Raw genomic sequence first — 19,512 nt, 5'->3', positions numbered from 1 at the left:
CGATCTGAATGGAAAAACGTGGATGGCCGGGTCAAGCCCGGCCATGACGCAGTGGAAACCTGCGAGGTAACTCATGATCCCCGGCGAACTCTTCATCCAGGACGGCGACATCGAGCTCAATGCCGGCCGCAAGACCGTGACCCTTTCGGTTGCCAACACCGGCGACCGGCCGATCCAGGTCGGCTCGCACTACCACTTCTTCGAGACCAATCCGGCGCTGAAATTCGACCGGAAAAAAGCCCGCGGCATGCGCCTCGACATCGCGGCCGGCACGGCCGTGCGTTTCGAGCCAGGCCAGACCCGCGACGTGCAACTGGTCGCGCTCGCCGGCAAGCGCACCGTCTACGGCTTCCGCGGCGACGTCATGGGCAAGCTGTAGACGATGCTGACCGGATTACGCCTCGTCTCCGAAGCCGCCGAACTGGCGGCGCGCCGTCATGCCGGCCAGCAGCGCAAGGGCCGCGACGAGGAGCCTTACATCAATCATCTCGCCGAGGTCGCGAACATCCTGTCGGCAACCTGCGACGGCGAGGACGCCGAGCTCGTCGCGGCCGGCTGGCTGCACGACACCATCGAGGACACCGACACCACCCACGACGAGCTGACGCAGCGCTTCGGCCCGCGCGTCGCCGGGATGGTGGAGGAGGTCACCGACGACATGACCCTGCCGAAGAGCGAGCGGCGCGCGGTCCAGGTCATCGCGGCTCCCGGCAAATCGGCTGGTGCTAAGCAGATCAAGATCGCCGACAAGATCAGCAATATCCGCGCGCGCATCTTCTTCGAGCCGGACCTCGAGCAGCAGTTGGAGCTGATGGAGTATCTTGGCTGGGCCGAGCAGGTCGTCGCCGGCTGCCGCGGCGTGAACGTGCGGCTCGATGCGCTGTTCGACGAGACGGTTGCCAACGCGCGGGGGACGCTGTGAGCGGTTCGCCAGCGTCTCGAAATCAAGACAAGCAGAGCTGAGTGGGGGCCATCGATGTCCGTCAAGATCAAGCGTTCCGTCTATGCCGACATGTTCGGCCCGACCACCGGCGACAAGGTCCGGCTCGCCGACACGGACCTGATCATCGAGGTCGAGAAGGACTTCACCACCTATGGTGAGGAGGTGAAGTTCGGCGGCGGCAAGGTCATTCGTGACGGCATGGGCCAGTCGCAGGCGACCAACAAGCAGGGCGCCGCCGACACGGTCATCACCAATGCTCTGATCGTGGATCACTGGGGTGTCGTGAAGGCCGACGTCGCGATCAAGGAAGGCATGATCTCTGCGATCGGCAAGGCCGGCAATCCGGACATCCAGCCCGGCGTCACCATCGTGATCGGCCCGGGCACCGACGTGATCGCAGGCGAGGGCAAGATCCTCACCGCCGGCGGCTTCGACAGCCACATCCACTTCATCTGCCCGCAGCAGATCGAGCACGCGCTGATGTCAGGCGTCACCTCGCTGCTCGGCGGCGGCACCGGCCCCTCGCACGGGACCTTCGCGACCACCTGCACGCCCGGCCCGTGGCACATCGGGCGGATGATGCAGTCGTTCGACGCGTTCCCCGTGAACCTCGGCATCTCCGGCAAGGGCAACGCCTCGCGCCCCGCGGCGCTGGTCGAGATGATCAAGGCCGGCGCCTGTGCGCTGAAGCTGCACGAGGACTGGGGCACGACGCCGGCGGCGATCGACAATTGTCTCTCGGTCGCGGACGATCACGACATCCAGGTGATGCTGCACTCGGACACGCTCAACGAATCCGGCTTCGTCGAGGACACCATCAAGGCCTTCAAGGGCCGCACCATCCACGCCTTCCACACCGAAGGCGCCGGCGGCGGGCATGCGCCCGATATCATCAAGGTCGCCGGGCTGAAGAACGTGCTGCCGTCCTCGACCAATCCGACGCGGCCGTTCACGCGCAACACCATCGACGAGCATCTGGACATGCTGATGGTGTGCCACCATCTCGACCCGTCGATCGCGGAGGACCTCGCTTTTGCCGAAAGCCGCATCCGCAAGGAGACGATCGCGGCGGAGGACATCCTGCACGATCTCGGCGCGCTCTCGATGATGTCATCGGACTCGCAGGCAATGGGCCGGCTCGGCGAGGTCATCATCCGGACGTGGCAGACCGCCGACAAGATGAAGAAGCAGCGCGGCGCGCTGCCGCAAGACAAGGGCAAGGACAACGACAATTTCCGCGTCAAGCGCTACATCGCCAAATACACGATCAACCCGGCGATCGCGCATGGCGTGTCGAAGCTGATCGGGTCGGTCGAAAAGGGCAAGCTCGCCGACCTCGTGCTGTGGTCGCCCGCCTTCTTCGGCGTCAAGCCGGACTGTGTCATCAAGGGCGGCACCATCGTCGCGGCGCCGATGGGCGATCCCAACGCCTCGATCCCGACCCCGCAGCCGGTGCATTACCAGCCGATGTTCGGCGCCTTCGGCAAGTCGCTGACGGCATCGTCCGTGATCTTCACCTCGAAGGCGGCCGTCACCGGCGGACTCGCCCGCAAGCTTGGCCTTTCGAAGAAGCTCTACGCAGTGCAGAACACCCGCGGCAGGATCTCGAAGAAGAGCATGATCCACAACGATGCGACGCCGAACATCGAGGTCGATCCGGAGACCTATGAGGTGCGCGCCGACGGCGAGCTCCTGACCTGCGAGCCGGCCGAGGTGCTGCCCATGGCGCAGCGCTACTTCATGTACTAAGCTTCCGCCCGGTACCAGAACCAGAAAAGTACCGGGAGGACGTGTTCGTGATCTATGTCGTTGCCACCTTGACCATCAAGCCCGAAACCCGTGCGGAATTCATCGCCGCTGCGACCGCCTGCATTGCGGGGACCCGCAAAGAACCCGGCAATATCGCCTATGATTTGCATGAGAGCATCACCGATCCGAGCAAGATGGTGTTCGTCGAGCAGTGGGAGAACGCCGAGGCCTTGGTGCCGCACCGCGCGACCGAGCACATGAAGACGTTCGGGCGCGTCGCGGTCAAATGCATGTCGGCCCCGCCGAAGATCGAGATCATCACGCCTGAGAAGGTCGATGTCCGCTGAGCGGAAAAAGAGAATGAGGGTTTCAGCATGATCCGCGCGACACGCGTGCTTGGGCAGCATCGTTGGAAAGAGGCTGCCGCCGATTCCGTCCTGCTCGATTTCGACGACCGGCATCGGCGGCGGCTGGCCATGACCGGAACGCGCGGGTTGGAGTTCCTGCTCGACCTCGAGCACGCCACCGCACTGCGCGGTGGCGATGCGCTGGTGCTGGAGGACGGCCGGCTGATCGAGGTCGTCGCGGCGGCCGAGCCGCTGCTCGAGATCCGCGCCGCTGATCCGCATCACCTGGTGCGGCTGGCCTGGCACCTCGGCAACCGGCACCTGCCGACGCAGATCCTGGCCAAGAGCCTGCGCATCCGCCGCGACCACGTGATCGAGGCCATGGTCAAGGGTCTCGGCGCGCGTGTCATCGAGATCGAGGCGCCGTTCGATCCGGAAGGCGGTGCCTACGCCGAGCCGAGCCATGCGCACGGCCATGATGATCATGATCACCACGGCCACGATCATCATCACGATCATGCCGGGCACGATCATGCGCATCACGGCCACGACCACGGCCACGCGCATGATCATCACGTGCATGACGAGCACTGCGGCCATGACCATCACGATCACGGTCATTCCCATGCTCACGAGCACAAATGAGCCAGAGCTTCGGCCGGCCTCGATCAGCGCCGCGGATTCGGCCGCGCTGTATCGGCTGCTGACGTGGCTGTCGCCGGCGTTTCCGATCGGCGGCTTCTCCTATTCGAGCGGCATCGAATGGGCCGTCGAGGCGGGCGACATTGGCGATGCGGCGGGGCTGCGCGGCTGGCTTGCGACGATGCTGACCAATGGCTCCGGCTTCTGCGATGCGGCTTTCCTCGCGCACGCGTATCGCGCGGTCGAGCGGGACGACAGGACCAGCCTCCGCGAGGTGGCCGAGTTCGCGGCGGCTTTCGTACCGTCGCGCGAACGTCAGCTCGAAACCACCGCGCAGGGCCGTGCCTTCGTCGAGATCGCGCGGTCAGCTTGGAACAGCGCAGGTCTCGACGAGGCGGTGGCGCAATGCGAGACCATCGTCTACCCGGTCGCCGTGGGGCTGGTCGGCGCGCTTCATGGCGTTCCTCTGGCAGCCCTGCTGTACGGCTTTCTGCACGCGGTCACGTCGAACTGGATTTCCGCCGGCAGCCGTCTCGTACCGTTGGGGCAGACCGACAGCCAGCGCGTGCTCGCCGCATTGGAACCTGTCGTCGCCGCGACGGCGGACCGCGCTCTGTTCGCCTCGCTCGACGACATCGGCGGCGCAACATTCCGCGCCGATCTCGCCAGCCTTCATCACGAGACGCAATATACAAGGCTGTTTCGGTCGTGATGAAGCGGGGCAAGGGTTGCTCCGATCACGGCCCCGCGCGGTCGCGCGAACGATAGAAGGGTAGATGACATGGCATCGTCTCACGGTCCGCTCCGCGTCGGCGTCGGTGGCCCAGTCGGGTCCGGCAAGACTGCGCTGATGGATCTCCTGTGCAAATCGATGCGGGAGAACTACGACATCGCCGCGATCACCAACGACATCTACACCAAGTGGGACGCGGAGTTTCTCGTTCGCTCGGGATCGCTGACCCCGGATCGTATTGCCGGCGTGGAGACCGGCGGCTGTCCGCACACCGCGATCCGCGAGGACGCGTCCATGAACCTCGCAGCCGTGGCCGACATGCGCGCGAAGTTTCCTGGGCTCGACTTGGTGTTGATCGAGTCCGGCGGCGACAACCTCGCGGCAACGTTCTCGCCGGAACTGGCCGACATCACGATCTATGTCATCGACGTCGCGGCGGGCGACAAGATCCCGTCGAAGGGCGGGCCGGGTATCACCCGCTCCGACCTTCTGGTGATCAACAAGATCGACTTGGCGCCCCATGTGGGCGCTTCTCTGGAGAAGATGGAGACGGATGCCAAGCGCATGCGCGGCGCACGGCCCTTCGTCATGACCAACCTGAAGAAGAGCCAGGGGCTTGACCGGATCATCGGCTTCATCGAAGCCAAGGGCGGTCTGAAGCCGTCGGCCTGAGCGCGGGGACTGATCTGCGTCGCACGGCTCTTCGTTGCTCGATGCGTCTGCTGCAATGACCGACGCAAAAAAGCCTCATCCGGCCGGAACAACTTGAGCCCTCGGGTGTTGCCTCGACCCGGGGTGCGCCTTGCCCAAGGCGTCTCGGCGCCGATGCACCGGTATCCTGGGATCGCTATCCGCTGATCGCTCCGATCACTTCCGATCGCCCGAGGTGCGTCCTTGAGTTGCAGGCCCGGTTATTGGATGACTCGTCTCCTCCTTCGCCAACCCTTTACTTCAGAGTGAACGAGTGCTCCGGCTGGGTGTCATCATCGGTTTGATCGCGCTGCTCGGGACGGCGCTATCCGGCTTGGCTGCCTACCGCGTACATGACCAGGAGCTGGCGCTCGATCGCATTGCGCTGGCCCGCGCCATCGACGTCCATGCCAGCCTGGTGCAGGACCGGCTGACCGAACGTGAGCTGCTGGCCCGGGTGGCCTCCGGGCTGTTCCGCGCTCCCTCCGTGATCAAGGCCAATATGCTGGAGCCGCTGCGATCGTCGATCTACGCGTTCAAGACCGACTTCGTGGTGGCATCGTGGATCGCACGGCTGCGGCCGGATGAGCTCCCCATCGCGCAAGCCGAGCTGCGCCAGGCTGGCTTCCCGAATCCGACCATTCGCAATTTCGACGACATGCCGCTCGGGCCGAACGTCGATCGTCCGTTGGACGTTCTGATGGATCTCGAGCCACGCAACGCCGAGACCTCCAAGCTTCCTGGTATTGCCCTCGACCGGCAGCCGATCGTCGGACCGATGCTCGCGCGGGCCATGGCTGAGGGCAAGCCGGTTGCGTCCGATCCCACCCCGCTGGTGCGGAGCGATGGTCCGATCGGGATCGTGCTGGCAGCCCCGGTCGTCCCGCAAGGCGCGACTGCACCGGCGGGCTTCGTGACGTTTTCGTACGAGATCGGGCCGCTGCTGCTTACCAATGACGATCTGTCGTTGTTCTCGGTGGCGTTGAAGGACCCGCGCAACGCGTCGGACGAGCTGGTTGCCAATGATCAGGGAGCGGTGACGAGCCGGACCCGCGGGCCGGACGATCCTGCTCCGTCGTCGACCCGCACCGTGGCCTTCGGCAATCACGACTGGTCGTTGGTCTATTACGCCAAGAGCAATGCGGTCCGGCGTGCGCAACAGACCGCGGCGATCGTCGGCGTCATCGGGATGGCGCTCACCGGCATCATCTGCGGCCTGTTCGGCTACGTCGCCTACAACAATCTGCGCCTGAGCCGCGAAATCCAGGTGCGGATCGGCTTCGAGCGCCGACTGACGGCGGTCATCGACGAGCTGAACCACCGGGTCAAGAACATCCTGGCGGTGATCCAGTCCATCGTGACGCGAACGCTGCGTCATGGCAGCGACATGGACGTCGCGCGCGAGCTGCTGATCGGGCGGATCCATGCGATGTCGAACGTCGTCACGCTGCTCAGCGAGAGCCAGTGGCAAGGCGTGCAGCTGCGCGGGCTGTTCGAAGCTCGCGCCATCCCGCATGCCGAGAGGATTGCGGTCAACGGACCCGACATCACCGTGAGCGCGCGTGCCGCGCAGAGCCTTTCGCTGCTGTTCTTCGAACTCGCCTCGCACTCGGACGAGGGCCTCTCGCTGGTGGGAAAGCACCCGCACATCACCGCCAGATGGGAGGTGACGGGCGAAGAGCCGAATGCCGTCTTCCACTTCCGTTGGGAGGAATTGAATACCAGTGAAGCGACGCGGCGGCCCGACAGCGATTTCGGACTGATCCTACTCGATCGCGTTGCGCCGGAAGCACTCGGTGGCACGTCAAAACGCTTCTTCACCGAGGCGAGCTATGTCTATGAGCTGACCGCTCCGATGGAGACCGTCATCGACATGACCGAGCGCGATCGCACCGAGCAGTTCTCCGCGCCGGTGCATCCGCCGCGATAGCTCGCCGGGCTCGTCAGTGAACAGGATATCAAGGCGCACGATGCCCGGCGCAACTGTTCAACAACAACAAGTTCAACAACAAGAAGAGGCGGCTCTTTCGGGAGCCGCCTCTTTGCTGGCTTGTTTGCGACGGCTTGGCTGATCAGCCGCCGCTGCCGCCGATCACCGCCCGCACGGTCTCGTCGGGGCCGAAATCCTCGGCGCCTTCGACATAGAGCAGCGCTGCCAGCTTCGAGCGCGCGCGGTTCACGCGGCTCTTGATGGTGCCCACCGCGCAGCCGCAGATCGCTGCCGCATCCTCGTAGGAGAAGCCCGATGCACCGACTAGGATCAGTGCCTCGCGCTGGTCCTGAGGCAGCTTCTCGAGTGCCGCACGGAACTCCTCGAACTCAAGATGCGCGCCCTGCGAGGGATGCGTCTTGAGCGTCTTGGCGTAGTTGCCTTCGGCATCTTCCACTTCGCGCCGGCGTTTGCGGTAGTCGGAGCGGAACAGGTTGCGCAGGATCGTGAACAGCCAGGCAGGCAGATTCGATCCCGGTTGGAACGAGTCGATGTTGGCCAGCGCCCGGAGCAGGGTTTCCTGCACCAGGTCGTCGGCGCGATCGCTGTTACCACTTAAGGAAATCGCAAATGCGCGAAGGCTGGGGACGGCCGCGAGGATATCGTCCCGCAAGGAATCAGTGAGAGGCATTCACTCCCTCCCGTCGGTTTGGTCGTTGGATCCCCCGCCGTTTTCCACGTGGGACTGTGCTGCCGGCGCATCAAGCTTCCGCACCAACTCCGCGAAGCGGTCCGGCACTCCCTGACGGACGACGTCGTCGTACATCGCGCGGAGTTGATGACCGATCCTGGATTGAATTTCCGCGTTCAGTCCGCCGGGCTTGCGCGGTGCCGCATTCTTGCTGGCTTGAGACTTTACATCTTTCATGACCTTTTCCACGTTTCCCCGAGAGTTAAGTCCCTGAAGCTTCAAGAATTATTCTCGCCACCGAGAGGGTCTGCCGGGAACTAATGCGACGGGGCGACAAAAGTTCCACGCGTTTGGGGAACTTTTCGTCGGTTCGGGCGTAATCAGCCCATGATGGAACCCGGGCGGGAAGCCCAGATGACCGAATGGAGTGGGGATGAGCCGATCACAGCTTGTTGCTGAACATTTGCCGCTGTTGCGCCGGTATGCGAGGGCCCTCACCGGCAGCCAGGGTTCCGGAGACGCCTATGTCGGAGCGATGCTCGAGGCCCTGATTCAGGATCCGGCTCTGCTGGACGAGCGCTATGGACCGCGGGCTGCGCTGTTCCGGCTGTTCACGCAGATCTGGAACTCGGTGGCCCTCAACGACGACGCCGAAGTGGCGACCCTGCCGATGCCGCCGGAGCGGCGGCTCTCCAACATCACGCCCTTGCCACGCCAGGCCTTCCTGCTGCTCTCGCTCGAGGGTTTTCCCGAGGAGGAAGTGGCCTTCATCCTCGATATCGACGTTGCCGAAACCCGCCGGCTGGCGGATGCCGCCGGACGGGAGCTCGCTGCCGAAATCGCTACCGATGTGCTGATCATCGAGGACGAGACTTTCATCGCGATGGACCTCGAGAGCCTGGTCAAGAATCTCGGCCACAACGTCATCGGCGTGGCGCGAACCCATGCCGACGCGGTGGCTCTCGCCAAGAACAAGAAGCCCGGTCTGATCCTGGCTGATATTCAGCTCGCCGATGGTTCGTCCGGCCTGGATGCCGTGAACGAGCTGCTGCGCACCTTCGAGGTTCCGGTGGTCTTCATCACCGCCTATCCGGAGCGCTTCCTCACCGGTGAGCGGCCCGAGCCGGCGTTCCTGATCTCCAAGCCGTTCCAGCCGGCCATGGTGTCGGCAGTCGCCAGCCAGGCTCTTTTCTTCCAGCGCAACTCGCGCAACCGGATGCCGAAGCCGGCGGCCTGATCAGGTCACGGTGTACGATGTCGTCCCGGCGCGTTCGTCATGGAGCGCGCCGGCTTCGTTTGTAGCCCCAACAACAAAGGGCGAGATCAGCAGCCGCGGCAGACGCCGTCGAGCCGTGCCTTTAGCACCGCGTCGTTCGGCTTGGTCTCTCGGAACTTCAACCTGTTCTCGTCGAGCTGGAAGATTTCAGACGTCCGCCGCGGCGCGAAGACGATTGGCACGAGAAAGGTCAGATCACCATCCGCCAGCTCCGGCGGCGGTGGAGCAAATGGCTGGGCTCGCTCGACCATGGCGACCGCTTCCCGGTCGAGCGCCGGATCGCCAGTCGTTTCCGCCAGCACGGCCGAGATGAGATGACCCTCGCGGTCGATGTGAAACAGGACCTTGGCTGTTCCGCCCTCGCCCGAGGCCTGCAACGGGTAGCGGCGCTGAATCTTCAATTGCGCGACCAGACTCTTGATCCAATTGTCCCTGGCGCTTTCGGCAGCTCCAATCGCAGGAAAGAGGCCTACGAGAGCCAGAGCCAATCCAATCCCCCGCCATACGCCGACGCTATCCAACGTGCTCAGCATTTCGTCCCCACGCGCGGACCATGAAGTCAGCCGCGCCGCTCCAACATATACCTCAGACGAAATGGGGATAAAGCGCCGCGACGGGTGGGCGGAGATCTGACCGGTAGTGCTGGATCAGAAAAGAATGCGGGGCACCGCCGGCATCACCACGGCAGTGCCCCGCGTCGCCGGTCAATGGGGCAGGGGGAATAACCGGCTGCCGAGATGACGCGTGACCCGAAAAGTCGTTCCGTGTGAGACCGAATTTTTTGACGCCATAAAGCTGAAGAATGTCGCCGCAGTTTACACACGGTTAAGTGATTTGCCCAACCGAGAACCCGGTTCCTGCGACTTACGTTGGTATGCCGATCGCCTTGCGGCGAGGGGAGCAGAGACATGTCGCAGACCAAGAAAGTTGTCGTTTTGGGTTCGCTTGCGGCTTCCGCCATGCTCGTAGGCGCAATGCAACTGGCTTCCGGCCATGATCTTGGCGCCGGCCTGGCGGTTCAGAACACCACTCGCGAGACGATCGTCGCAACAGCGAATGACGTGAACCGGGCCGCCAAGTCTGACCGCGCCAACCAAAACGGTACTGCGGCGCCGTCACAGACTGTGTCGATCAAGCTGGCTGCTTTCGCGGAGACCTCCTTCCTGGTGCGGCTCCCCGTCAACCCCACGGGTGTAAGCGCGGGCTCCCCGCCGTCGCCGCAGGGATCGCAGCTCATCACCACCGGCAACGAGAGGGCCGCCAAGCACCCGGTGGCGTGCGAGCCGTCGGTGTCGGTACTGACGGAGATCGCCAAGCGCCTGCAACCGGGACGGTGTGTGACTTAGCTACAGCAGCGCCGCACCCGGTCCGAGGCGTAAGCAGTCGATCAACGCCGGGCAATGACGGTCAGGGCAGCCCTCACTCCGCAGGCGTTTGCTCCTCCGCCGCTTGGCGGCTGACCATGAATCCGAGCGCCAGACCGCCGACAGCCAGAATGGGAATCAGCCGTTTGATGCCGATCATGCGGACGATCTGCAGGCTGCTCGCCAGCAACATCGGGTCTGCAAAAGCGGACTGGACCGCGGACCGCGCCGTTTCCGCGGTCCGCGCGGCACGGATCGCGATCGCGCGCTTGCGCGCCATGTAGCTGATTGCGGCGATCAACGTCACCACGAAGAAGATGGCGGCACCGGTGAGGCACGCGGCCACGAGCCCGTATCGATTCAGGACGGCGACGAAAGCTGCGGCGCACAGAAAGCTCGTGGTGACGAACAGTCCGACCGCTGCAGCGATCGCGAGCGACGTGAGCCGAACGGCATGCCCGGTCGATTCCTGGAAGTCCGCAATCAGGCGCTGCAGCATGTCATTACCCTCGGCGTCTCATTCATCTGCGCAACAAACTCAAATCGGCGCCGAAGACGCGGCGCCGAAACAAGACAAGCCTCTGGATTTCAGGGGCCGCCGCTTAGCGTCTCCAAGCGGCGCCGATGAGGAATCCAAGTCCGAGCGCAAGACCCACGGTGGCAAGTGGGCGATGGGAGATCACGTCCTCGAGGCGCTCCTCGAGTGAGTTTGCGGCATCCTGGGCTGCACCAAACATCGCGGTGCCCCGCTCGGACATGTCGTCGAACGTCTGGTCCACGTTGTCGCGTGCCTGGCGATAGCCGCTGCGGGCCTGCTTGCTGGCCTGCCCGGCGAAAGCATTGAGCGCATCGGTGATCTGTTCGGTGAGGGCTGCGATATCGTTTTTCACGGCGTGGACATCCTTCTGCAGGCGTTCGTAGTTCGCTTTGTCGACGAGATCCTTCAGGGCGGTCTCACCGTCAGTCGGTGGCATGGCAAGCTCCCGGAGCAAGGTGATTGCGTCTGCTCGACAAACGCTGGGTCTCGGCCGAAGTTCCGACGGTGGAAACCGAATTAGTCTGCCGGCAGTTGCGGCGAATCGTCCGGAAGCAGGTGCTCCTTCACGATGAGGGCGACGATCAGGAGCGGCGAGGCGAGGAAGGCTCCCATCGGGCCCCACAGCCAGGTCCAGAATGCCAGCGCGATGAACACCGCGAGTGCGTTGAGCGCAAGGCGCCTGCCGATGATGGTCGGCGTGACGAAGTGGCCTTCCAGGAAGGTGATCACGGCGAAGATGGCGGGCGCGACCATGCCGGCGCTCAAGGTCGGGAATGCGATTGCGCCGACCAGGACGAGCACCGCGAACATCGCGATGGGCCCGATGATGGGGATGAAGTTCAGCGTCGCCGCAAGCGCCCCAAGGCCGGCGGGATTGGGCATGCCGGCGATGGCGCAGGCGAGGCCGGCTGCAATGCCGACACCGGTGTTGATGAGCGTCACCGTCAGGAGGTAGTTGCCGAGGTGCAGCTCGAGCTCGTTGAGGATGCGGAGCGTCCGCAGCCGGACCTCGTGATCACCAAAGGTCATGATCAGCGCCCGCCGTAGATCGCGCCAGCTTGCGATGAACAGCACGAGCGTGGCGAAGAACAGTAGGAATTCGGTGAAGGTCGGCGACAGGAATTCGATCGTCGGCTGAACCCAATCGAATTTGGGCAGCTCCAGGCTGGCCGAGGCCGGTGCGCTTCCGCCGCCGATGGCCGCCTGCATTTCGTGCCACAGCGCCAGCGGCCGATCGAAGACGTGCAGCTTCGACTTGAGCGTGGCGGCAAGCTCGGGAAGGCGATTGGTCCAGTCCAGCACCGGCGCCGAGATCAGGCCGATGATGAAGGCGAGCCCTGCCGCAACCGCGAGCACGATCAGCACGGCGCCCACACCGCGCGGCACGTGGAAGCGTTCGAGAAAGTTGGCGGCCGGCGACAGCATGGTGCCGACCACGAACGCCATCACGATCGGGAGAAAAAATCCCCGGGCGACATAGAGGACACCCGTCACGCAGACGGCCGTGAGGATGATGAGAGCGATGGCGACGACGTCAACCCGTCTGATCACGGGAGGTAATTCTTGGCGACTTTCATTCAGGGCTGAATCGTCGTTCCCGCTGGCGAGCAGCCGCTCGGTGGGAAGTACACGCACCATGAATCTCCCGATCGAGTCGTTCGCGCACAGCTCGCGTGACTTGTCATCTAACAGCCGGGGGGGCATCCGGTTCCGTCGCGCAAACGTGAGAGCTCACACGCTTGACTGACGCAGGGCGACCACATCGAAGCCGGAACTACGACGAGACGTTCGGCGTTTGGAAGGTAATCACGCATCGCACCGCGATGCTCGCATGACAGGGGCATTCCATGACACAGCTCGCTTCCGGCCATCGCCGCAATTCGCGGCGGACGGCTTCGCTGATCGCCGGCGTCGCGGTCCTCTTGCTCGCAGGTGCGACTGTATCTCACGCCCAGATTCTCGGATATGCGCCGGTCGAGCAGCAGGCATTTCCGCCGGACGAGGCGACGGCATCTGCGGTGGAGCAGGATGAGGACAGCCGGCTGCCGGACCGTCTGCGCCGCACGATCGTCAACCTCGATACGCGGGAAGCGCCGGGGACGATCATCATCGATACGAGCAACACCTATCTGTACTACGTGCTCGGCGGCGGCCGTGCATTGCGCTACGGCGTCGGCGTCGGGCGCGAAGGCTTCACCTGGGCCGGCGTGCAGACCGTGACACGCAAGGCGGAGTGGCCGGACTGGCATCCGCCGGCGCAGATGATCGCGCGGCAGCCCTATCTGCCGCGTTTCATGGCCGGCGGCCCGGGCAATCCGCTCGGCGCGCGGGCCATGTATCTCGGCTCCAGCGAGTATCGCATCCACGGCACCAACGATCCCACGACAATCGGCAAATTCGTGTCGTCGGGCTGCATCCGCCTGACCAATGAGGACGTCTCCGACCTGTTCAGCCGGGTGCAGGTGGGGACGAAGGTCGTCGTGCTGCCGAAAGCCGCCTCGCTGCAGGCGCGCACCAATGCCGGCCGTGCGCCGCGCGTGATGTCGCTGCCGTCGGGGCGGCAGGCGATGTCGCTGCCGGTTGCGGCCGTCAACTAAGCGGGGAGTTGTGTCATGAACGGCCGACGTGCCCTCGCTGCCACCGCAGTGGCAACCATGGCAACCGCGGGCGCGTTGGCAGCGCCGACCACGGCGGGAGCGCAGGATTTTATCTCCGCGCTGTTCGGCGGCTTCAATGCGCCGCAGCGCCAAGCGCCCTATATCCGGATGCCGTTCGCCGACGAGGCGCCGCCGGTGCAGCGTCCAGCGCCGCGCAGCCAGCCGGTCTATTCCGGTGGCGGCAGCACCGCGTGGTGCGTGCGCACCTGTGATGGCCGCTATTTCCCGCTCGGCGCCACCGGTGACCAGAGCAAGGAGGCCGCCTGCAACAGCTTTTGCCCGGCGGCCAAGACCGAGATCGTCTATGGCAGCTCGATCGACGGCGCCGAGACGGATGGCGGCAAGCCGTATTCGGCGCTGCCCAACGCATTCAAGTATCGCACCGAAATCGTCGACGGCTGCACCTGCAACGGCAAGGACCATTTCGGCCTCGCCAAGGTGTCGATCGACAACGATCCGACCTTGCGCAAGGGCGATGTCGTTGCCAGCGACGACGGCCTCAAGGTCGCCAACCGGACCGGCAGCGGCAAGCGCGCCGAGCTGAACTTCTCGCCGGCGCCCGCGGCGCTGCGCGCGAAGTATGAGCGCGCGCCGGTGATGGCGTCCGACTGATCCTGCGAGACCGTCAGGCCGCGCGGATCTTGCCGAGGAAGTCCGTGACCTGATGACCAAGATTTCTGCTCTGGCTCTCCAGCGTCTCCGAGGCATTGCGCACGTTGTCGGCGGCGGCCGCAGCCGCGTCTGCGTCTGACTTCACGCCGGTGATGTTGTCGGAGACGTTCTTGGTGCCATCTGCAGCGAACTGGGTGCTGCGCGAGATCTCCTGTGTCGCCGCGCCTTGCTCCTGCACGGCAGCGGCGATCGCGGTCGCCACCTCGTTGACCTCGCCGATGATGCCGCCGATCCGCTTGATGGCGTCGATCGCGTCATTGGCGACACGTTGAATGTCGGCGATCTGCTCGGAAATCTCGTCGGTCGCCTTCGCGGTCTGGCTCGCGAGCGTCTTCACCTCGGAGGCGACGACGGCGAAGCCCTTGCCGGCCTCGCCGGCGCGCGCCGCCTCGATGGTGGCATTCAGCGCCAGCAGATTGGTCTGCGAGGCGATGCTGTTGATCAGCCCGACAACCTCGCCGATCCGGTTCGCCGATTGCGCCAGCCCCTGCACCGTGTCGTCGGTCATGCGGGCCTGTTCGACCGCGCGGCTGGCGATGCCGGCGGCATGGGAAGCCTGCTTGGAGATGTCCGCGATCGACGCATTCAGCTCCTCCGCCGCAGAGGCGACCGTCTGCACGCTCATCGAGGCGTCGTTCGAAGCCCTCGCGGCGACCTCGGCGCGGGTGTTGGTTTGCCGCGACACGTTGGTGAGGCCGGCCGACGTGGCCTGCATGTCGGTGGAGGCCTGGCCGAGCTGCTCCAGCGACCCGCGCACCAGACTTTCGAACTCCGCGACGTAGGACTCGATCGCGCGCTGGCGCGCAACTGTCGCGGCGTTGCGCTCGCGCTCCTGGGCCTCGATCGCGAGCTTGTCCTTGGCCTGCTGCTTGAACGTCTCGAGCGCGTTGGCAAGCGCGCCGATCTCGTCCTGCCGCTGGGTGTAGCCGGTGTCGACGCCGAGATCGCCGCCCGCGACCGCGAGCATGGCATCGCGCATCCGGTGCAGCGGCCGGATCACCCGGCCGCTCACGGCGGCGATCGCTGCGCCGCCCAGTGCGACGGCCAGGAGCAGCAGCGTCAGCTGGAGCATCAGAGACTCCATCGCCGTGCTCTGCTGCGCGCTGGAATGGTCCTTGGCCGCGTCGAGCGCCGCCTCGGCCAGGGCGACCGCGCTCGTCATCTTGTTCACGGAGAACGGACTCCACTGATATGGCGTCAGCTCGGGCTTCTCGCCCTTTTGCACCGCTGCCAGCAGACGTTCGCGCAGGCCGGCATACTCCGGCGTGAAATAGGCCTGCTCCGTGCCCGACATCGCTGCGGAGAGCGCCGGCGGCAAGCTCATGCCGGAGGTGGCGAGCTGGACCGCCTTCCACGCGGCATCGACGCCGCCGACCTGCTTGGTGTAGGCCAGCACCGCTTCGGGCGACACCTTGCCGGCCGTCAGCGCATTGCTGACGACGAGCGATGCTTCACCAGCCGTGTTGCGCATCAGCCAGGCCATCTGCTTGATCATCAATAGCTGATCGACGGTCGCACTCTGATGATTGACGCTGGCGGCGATATTGACCGTAATCTTGTCGAGCAGGACCAGTAGCGCGTCGAACGTCTCGCCATACTCCTTGGGCAGGCCGGCGCGGCGGGCCGCCTTCGGCTTGACGATCTCGGTCCAGAACTCGCTGTGCTCCGCGGTCAGCGTCTTGTTGAGCCGGTCGAGGTCGGCAACCAGGCTCTGGTTCTGTTGGAAGTCGATGCCTTGCAGCAGATCGAGACTGCGGTCCAGCGCAGGGACGTAGATGCCACGGGCGGAGCGCAGGAATTTCTCGGTGTCGGCATCCATGGCCTGATCGGCATTCAGCACGCGGATCGTGGTCGAACGATCGCTACGCATGCTGTTCATGGCCTTGAACAAGACGCCCGAGACTTCGGCAACGCGTGCGATCCGCTGGGCAGATTGCAGCCTGCTCCAGGAATTCCAGGCGTTCAGCGAGAAGAGGGCGATGACGGCGAGGGCGGCGGTGGCGATGACCGTCTTCAGCAATGAAGAAATGGTCAGGCGATTCAGCATTTTGATCTCCGGTTCCCGGCATTCGACCGCAAACCGGTAAAGAACTGAATGCAAGGTAGGTCCGTGGAACTACGGAGAAAACGGAGTGGCCAAAGTTCCGACCCGGGAACTGCAAGCCGCCGAGCGGGTTAGCTCCACAGCGCCAGCGCATTCTTCATCTCCCAGGGGACTCCCATGCTCATCAGTGCTCTCGTCACCTTCCTCGTCGTCATCCTCATTCTGTATTTGATCAATCTGTTGCCGATCGACGGCCGCGCCAAGCAGATCTGCCGCGTCGTCGTGATCGTGCTCGGCGTGATCTCGCTGCTTCGCTACATCGCGGTCATATGATCTGAGGATCATGTTACCTCTCGCCTGATCAAAAAAAACCCCGGCGGATCGCCGGGGCTTTTGACGTCAGGCCTAAGCCTTCTCGTTCTGCTTGGCCTCGCGCCGCCGCGCGGTGAGGATGTACTCGGTGTAGCCGTTCGGCTGGGTGCGGCCCTCGAACACGAGGTCGCAGGCTGCCTTGAAGGCGACGCCGTCGAACGACGGCGCCATCGGCTGATACAGCGCGTCGCCGGCGTTCTGCTTGTCGACCACGACGGCCATGCGCTTCAGCGAATCCATCACCTGCTCCTTGGTGACGACCCCATGGTGAAGCCAGTTGGCGAGATGCTGGCTGGAGATCCGCAAGGTGGCGCGGTCCTCCATCAGGCCGACGTCGTGGATATCAGGCACCTTGGAGCAGCCGACGCCCTGGTCGATCCAGCGCACGACATAGCCGAGAATGCCCTGGCAGTTGTTGTCGATCTCCTGGCGCACGTCGTCGGGCGCCCAGTTCGACTGCGACACCGGGATGGTCAGGATGTCGCCGAGCTTGGCGCGCGGGCCCGCCTTCGCCAGCTCCTCCTGACGGGCGTGCACATTGACCTGATGATAGTGCAGGGCATGCAGCGTCGCCGCCGTCGGCGACGGCACCCAGGCGGTGGTGGCACCCGCCTGCGGGTGGCCGATCTTCTGTGCCAGCATGTCGGCCATCTTGTCCGGCGCCGCCCACATCCCCTTGCCGATCTGGGCATGGCCGGGCAGGCCGTCGATCAGGCCCATATCGACGTTCCAGTCCTCATAGGCCTTGATCCAGGGCTGTGCCTTCATCTCGTTCTTGCGGATCATCGGACCCGCTTCCATCGAGGTGTGGATCTCGTCGCCGGTGCGGTCGAGGAAGCCGGTGTTGATGAAGACGATGCGCTTCGATGCCTGCTGGATGCAGGCCTTGAGGTTGACCGTGGTGCGGCGCTCCTCGTCCATGATGCCGACCTTCATGCTGTTCTCGGGCAGGCCGAGCAGCTTCTCGACGCGCGAAAACAGCTCGACCGTGAGCGCCACCTCGTCCGGGCCGTGCATCTTGGGCTTGACGATGTAGATCGAGCCGGTGCGGCTGTTCTTAACCTTGGAGTTGCTCTTGAGGTCGTGGATCGCCAGGAGGCCGGTGACGGCGGCATCGAGAATGCCCTCCGGCACCTCCTCACCCTTGGCGTCGAGCACGGCGTCGGTGAACATGTGGTGCCCGCAATTGCGGATCAGCAGCAGGCTGCGGCCGTGCAAGGTGAGCGTCCCGCCGGACGGCGTGGTGTAGCTGCGGTCGCTGTTCAGCGCGCGGGTGAGCGTCTTGCCGCCCTTCTCGAAATCGGCCGACAGCGTGCCGTTCATCAGGCCGAGCGTGTTGCGGTAGACCAGCACCTTGTCCTCGGCGTCGACGGCGGCGACCGAGTCCTCCATGTCGAGGATGGTCGAGACTGCGGCCTCCAGGATCATGTCGGAGACGCCGGCCGGATCGTCCTTGCCGATGATGTGGCTGCGGTCGATCACGACCTCGACGTGGAGGCCGTTGTTGGCGAGCAGGACCACGGAGGGGGCGTCGGCCGAGCCCTGGTAGCCGGCGAACTGGTCGGCGTTCTTGAGCGCGGTGGCGTTGCCGCTCTTCAGCTTGGCGGAGAGCTGGCCGGCGATCACGCTGTAGGCGGTCACGTCGGTGTGGCTGCCGGTGGCGAGCGGTACGGCGGCGTCGAGGAACGCCTTGGCCTTGGCGATCACCTTGTCGCCGCGGGCCTTGTTGTAGCCCTTGCCGGACTCGCTCGGATCGTGCGGGATGGCGTCGGTGCCGTAGAACGCGTCATACAGCGAGCCCCAGCGCGCATTCGCCGCGTTGAGCGCGTAGCGGGCATTGGTCAGCGGCACCACCAGCTGCGGGCCGCAGATCTTGCCGATCTCCTCGTCCACATTGGCGGTCTCGACCTTGTGGGTCGCGGGCTCCGGCAGCAGGTAGCCGATCTCCTTCAGGAACGCGGTGTAGGCGCCGAGGTCGAAGGCCTTGCCCTTGTTGGCGAGGTGCCAAGCGTCGATCTTGTCCTGCAGGGCATTGCGGAGGGCGAGCAACTCGCGGTTCTTCGGGGCGAGATCGCGCAGGATCGCGCTGAGGCCGGCCCAGAATGCGTCCGGATCGATCCCGGTCTTCGGCGTGGCCTCCTTGGCGATGAAGTCGAACAAGACGGGGGCGATCTTCAGTCCATGGGCGTCGATACGAGTCATGATGAGACGTTTCTCTCGAATAAGGGCGACGTTGCGCGTGTCTTGGCGTGCTGAAATGGCCGCCTCGAAGGCGGCGTGTGCAGTGCATTTAGCGCCAAAGCGGGGGCCACGAAAGGGGGGAGGGGTATCGCAGTTGGTCGGGGGGCAGCGGACAGGCGGGCTGGTTCCGGGCGGAGTGATGCCAAGTAATTTCGCAGGACCGCCTCAGAGTTCGGCCGCGAGCCCACAACCGTGCGGAGCTCTCGGATCGGGCACGCTGCCACCCTCCCCTGGAGGGGGAGGGTCGACTCGCAACGAGCGAAGCGAGATGCGAGGCGGGGTGGGGTGATCTCTCCACGAGCGCCGGTGCGCGTGGCATCACCCCACCCCGCCGCGCATCGCTGCCGCGACGCGCGCCGACCCTCCCCCTCCAGGGGAGGGTGACAACGCAAAGCGTGCCGCAAATGGCGTTCCGACGTACACCAAACGGCTGCGGACAACTCAACGAAGGTGATCGCTCGTGGAGGTGATGGCTCATGCGACTTCGTCCTCGCGGCGCGTGATCGCGTCCGAGCTTTGCTGACGTGCCGCCCCTCGATGACGAGAGGCGCAGGGAAGGCCGGGTGCAGGCTGATCGGGATAGGGGGGAGTCTCGCGACTCCACCCCTCCCACACCACCGTAC

The 19,512-nt window shown here is 64.7% G+C and carries 21 protein-coding genes; 13 read left to right on the top strand and 8 right to left on the bottom strand.

Translation table 11 applies throughout. From position 1 onward, the window contains the following. The first annotated feature begins 73 nt into the window (after positions 1-73). From QX121_RS26145 to QX121_RS26110, 8 genes are all read left to right on the top strand, one after another. Positions 74-379 (top strand): urease subunit beta, encoded by a 306-nt coding sequence (locus tag QX121_RS26145; protein WP_315783675.1) that lies wholly within the window; start codon positions 74-76, stop codon positions 377-379. Between the two features lie 3 nt (positions 380-382). Continuing rightward, a complete protein-coding gene (locus tag QX121_RS26140; RefSeq protein ID WP_315813398.1) occupies positions 383-922 on the top strand; it encodes an HD domain-containing protein in 540 nt (179 codons plus the stop codon). A gap of 54 nt (positions 923-976) precedes the next feature. Beyond that, the gene (ureC, locus tag QX121_RS26135) at positions 977-2,692 is read left to right on the top strand and encodes an urease subunit alpha (RefSeq protein WP_315813397.1); all 1,716 of its coding nucleotides are present in this window, start codon (positions 977-979) and stop codon (positions 2,690-2,692) included. 47 nt (positions 2,693-2,739) lie between these two features. Continuing rightward, positions 2,740-3,039: a putative quinol monooxygenase gene (locus tag QX121_RS26130; protein ID WP_315813396.1), complete on the top strand. Its 300-nt coding sequence runs from the start codon at positions 2,740-2,742 to the stop codon at positions 3,037-3,039. 27 nt (positions 3,040-3,066) lie between these two features. Then, a complete protein-coding gene (locus QX121_RS26125; protein WP_315783670.1) occupies positions 3,067-3,684 on the top strand; it encodes an urease accessory protein UreE in 618 nt (205 codons plus the stop codon). Then, positions 3,665-4,393 (top strand): urease accessory protein UreF, encoded by a 729-nt coding sequence (locus QX121_RS26120; RefSeq protein ID WP_409999374.1) that lies wholly within the window; start codon positions 3,665-3,667, stop codon positions 4,391-4,393. The genes QX121_RS26125 and QX121_RS26120 overlap by 20 nt, the downstream gene beginning before the upstream one ends. Positions 4,394-4,462: 69 nt before the next feature. Then, a complete protein-coding gene (gene ureG, locus QX121_RS26115) occupies positions 4,463-5,086 on the top strand; it encodes an urease accessory protein UreG (RefSeq protein WP_315753407.1) in 624 nt (207 codons plus the stop codon). Between the two features lie 292 nt (positions 5,087-5,378). Further along, positions 5,379-7,034, top strand: a complete 1,656-nt coding sequence (locus tag QX121_RS26110; RefSeq protein WP_315813394.1) for an HWE histidine kinase domain-containing protein — start codon at positions 5,379-5,381, stop codon at positions 7,032-7,034. Positions 7,035-7,176: 142 nt separating this feature from the next. Here QX121_RS26110 and QX121_RS26105 read toward each other — a convergent pair whose 3' ends face one another. Continuing rightward, a complete protein-coding gene (locus QX121_RS26105) occupies positions 7,177-7,725 on the bottom strand; it encodes a sigma-70 family RNA polymerase sigma factor (protein WP_006612137.1) in 549 nt (182 codons plus the stop codon). Next, positions 7,726-7,962 carry a NepR family anti-sigma factor gene (locus QX121_RS26100; protein ID WP_315734569.1) on the bottom strand — a complete coding sequence of 79 codons (237 nt, stop codon included), beginning with the start codon at positions 7,960-7,962 and terminating at the stop codon, positions 7,726-7,728. It lies immediately after the preceding gene. Between the two features lie 196 nt (positions 7,963-8,158). On the opposite strand from QX121_RS26100, the gene QX121_RS26095 reads away from it, so the two are divergent. After that, the gene (locus QX121_RS26095; protein WP_315713838.1) at positions 8,159-8,962 is read left to right on the top strand and encodes a response regulator; all 804 of its coding nucleotides are present in this window, start codon (positions 8,159-8,161) and stop codon (positions 8,960-8,962) included. 86 nt (positions 8,963-9,048) lie between these two features. On the opposite strand, the gene QX121_RS26090 is transcribed toward QX121_RS26095, so the two are convergent. Then, positions 9,049-9,489, bottom strand: a complete 441-nt coding sequence (locus tag QX121_RS26090) for an energy transducer TonB (protein ID WP_315772607.1) — start codon at positions 9,487-9,489, stop codon at positions 9,049-9,051. A 420-nt stretch (positions 9,490-9,909) separates the two neighbouring features. Here QX121_RS26090 and QX121_RS26085 point away from each other — a divergent pair, with 420 nt between their 5' ends. Beyond that, the gene (locus QX121_RS26085) at positions 9,910-10,347 is read left to right on the top strand and encodes a hypothetical protein (protein WP_315734565.1); all 438 of its coding nucleotides are present in this window, start codon (positions 9,910-9,912) and stop codon (positions 10,345-10,347) included. A gap of 73 nt (positions 10,348-10,420) precedes the next feature. On the opposite strand, the gene QX121_RS26080 is transcribed toward QX121_RS26085, so the two are convergent. From QX121_RS26080 to QX121_RS26070, 3 genes are all read right to left on the bottom strand, one after another. Beyond that, entirely contained in the window at positions 10,421-10,864 is a 444-nt protein-coding gene (locus QX121_RS26080) for a hypothetical protein (RefSeq protein WP_315813393.1), read from the bottom strand. Positions 10,865-10,967: 103 nt separating this feature from the next. Then, positions 10,968-11,339 (bottom strand): YqjD family protein, encoded by a 372-nt coding sequence (locus tag QX121_RS26075; protein ID WP_315734561.1) that lies wholly within the window; start codon positions 11,337-11,339, stop codon positions 10,968-10,970. Between the two features lie 80 nt (positions 11,340-11,419). Beyond that, complete coding sequence (locus tag QX121_RS26070; protein WP_315813392.1) at positions 11,420-12,538, bottom strand: AI-2E family transporter; 1,119 nt, start codon at positions 12,536-12,538, stop codon at positions 11,420-11,422. A gap of 212 nt (positions 12,539-12,750) precedes the next feature. Here QX121_RS26070 and QX121_RS26065 point away from each other — a divergent pair, with 212 nt between their 5' ends. Then, a complete protein-coding gene (locus tag QX121_RS26065; protein ID WP_315813391.1) occupies positions 12,751-13,500 on the top strand; it encodes a L,D-transpeptidase in 750 nt (249 codons plus the stop codon). Positions 13,501-13,515: 15 nt separating this feature from the next. Continuing rightward, the gene (locus QX121_RS26060; RefSeq protein WP_315813390.1) at positions 13,516-14,172 is read left to right on the top strand and encodes a DUF2865 domain-containing protein; all 657 of its coding nucleotides are present in this window, start codon (positions 13,516-13,518) and stop codon (positions 14,170-14,172) included. A gap of 13 nt (positions 14,173-14,185) precedes the next feature. Here the strand turns inward: QX121_RS26060 and QX121_RS26055 are convergent, their stop codons facing one another. Further along, complete coding sequence (locus QX121_RS26055; protein ID WP_315813389.1) at positions 14,186-16,279, bottom strand: HAMP domain-containing methyl-accepting chemotaxis protein; 2,094 nt, start codon at positions 16,277-16,279, stop codon at positions 14,186-14,188. 174 nt (positions 16,280-16,453) lie between these two features. On the opposite strand from QX121_RS26055, the gene QX121_RS26050 reads away from it, so the two are divergent. Next, the gene (locus QX121_RS26050; protein ID WP_315734551.1) at positions 16,454-16,609 is read left to right on the top strand and encodes a Thivi_2564 family membrane protein; all 156 of its coding nucleotides are present in this window, start codon (positions 16,454-16,456) and stop codon (positions 16,607-16,609) included. 72 nt (positions 16,610-16,681) lie between these two features. Here QX121_RS26050 and QX121_RS26045 read toward each other — a convergent pair whose 3' ends face one another. Next, a complete protein-coding gene (locus QX121_RS26045) occupies positions 16,682-18,850 on the bottom strand; it encodes a malate synthase G (RefSeq protein ID WP_315775462.1) in 2,169 nt (722 codons plus the stop codon). Between the last annotated feature and the right edge of the window lie 662 nt (positions 18,851-19,512).

The sequence above is a fragment of the Bradyrhizobium sp. SZCCHNR2028 genome, assembly GCF_032380995.1.
GTDB lineage: Bacteria > Pseudomonadota > Alphaproteobacteria > Rhizobiales > Xanthobacteraceae > Bradyrhizobium.
Note: the sequence above shows the minus strand (reverse complement) of the source record. Positions and strands in the feature narration are given on the sequence as shown.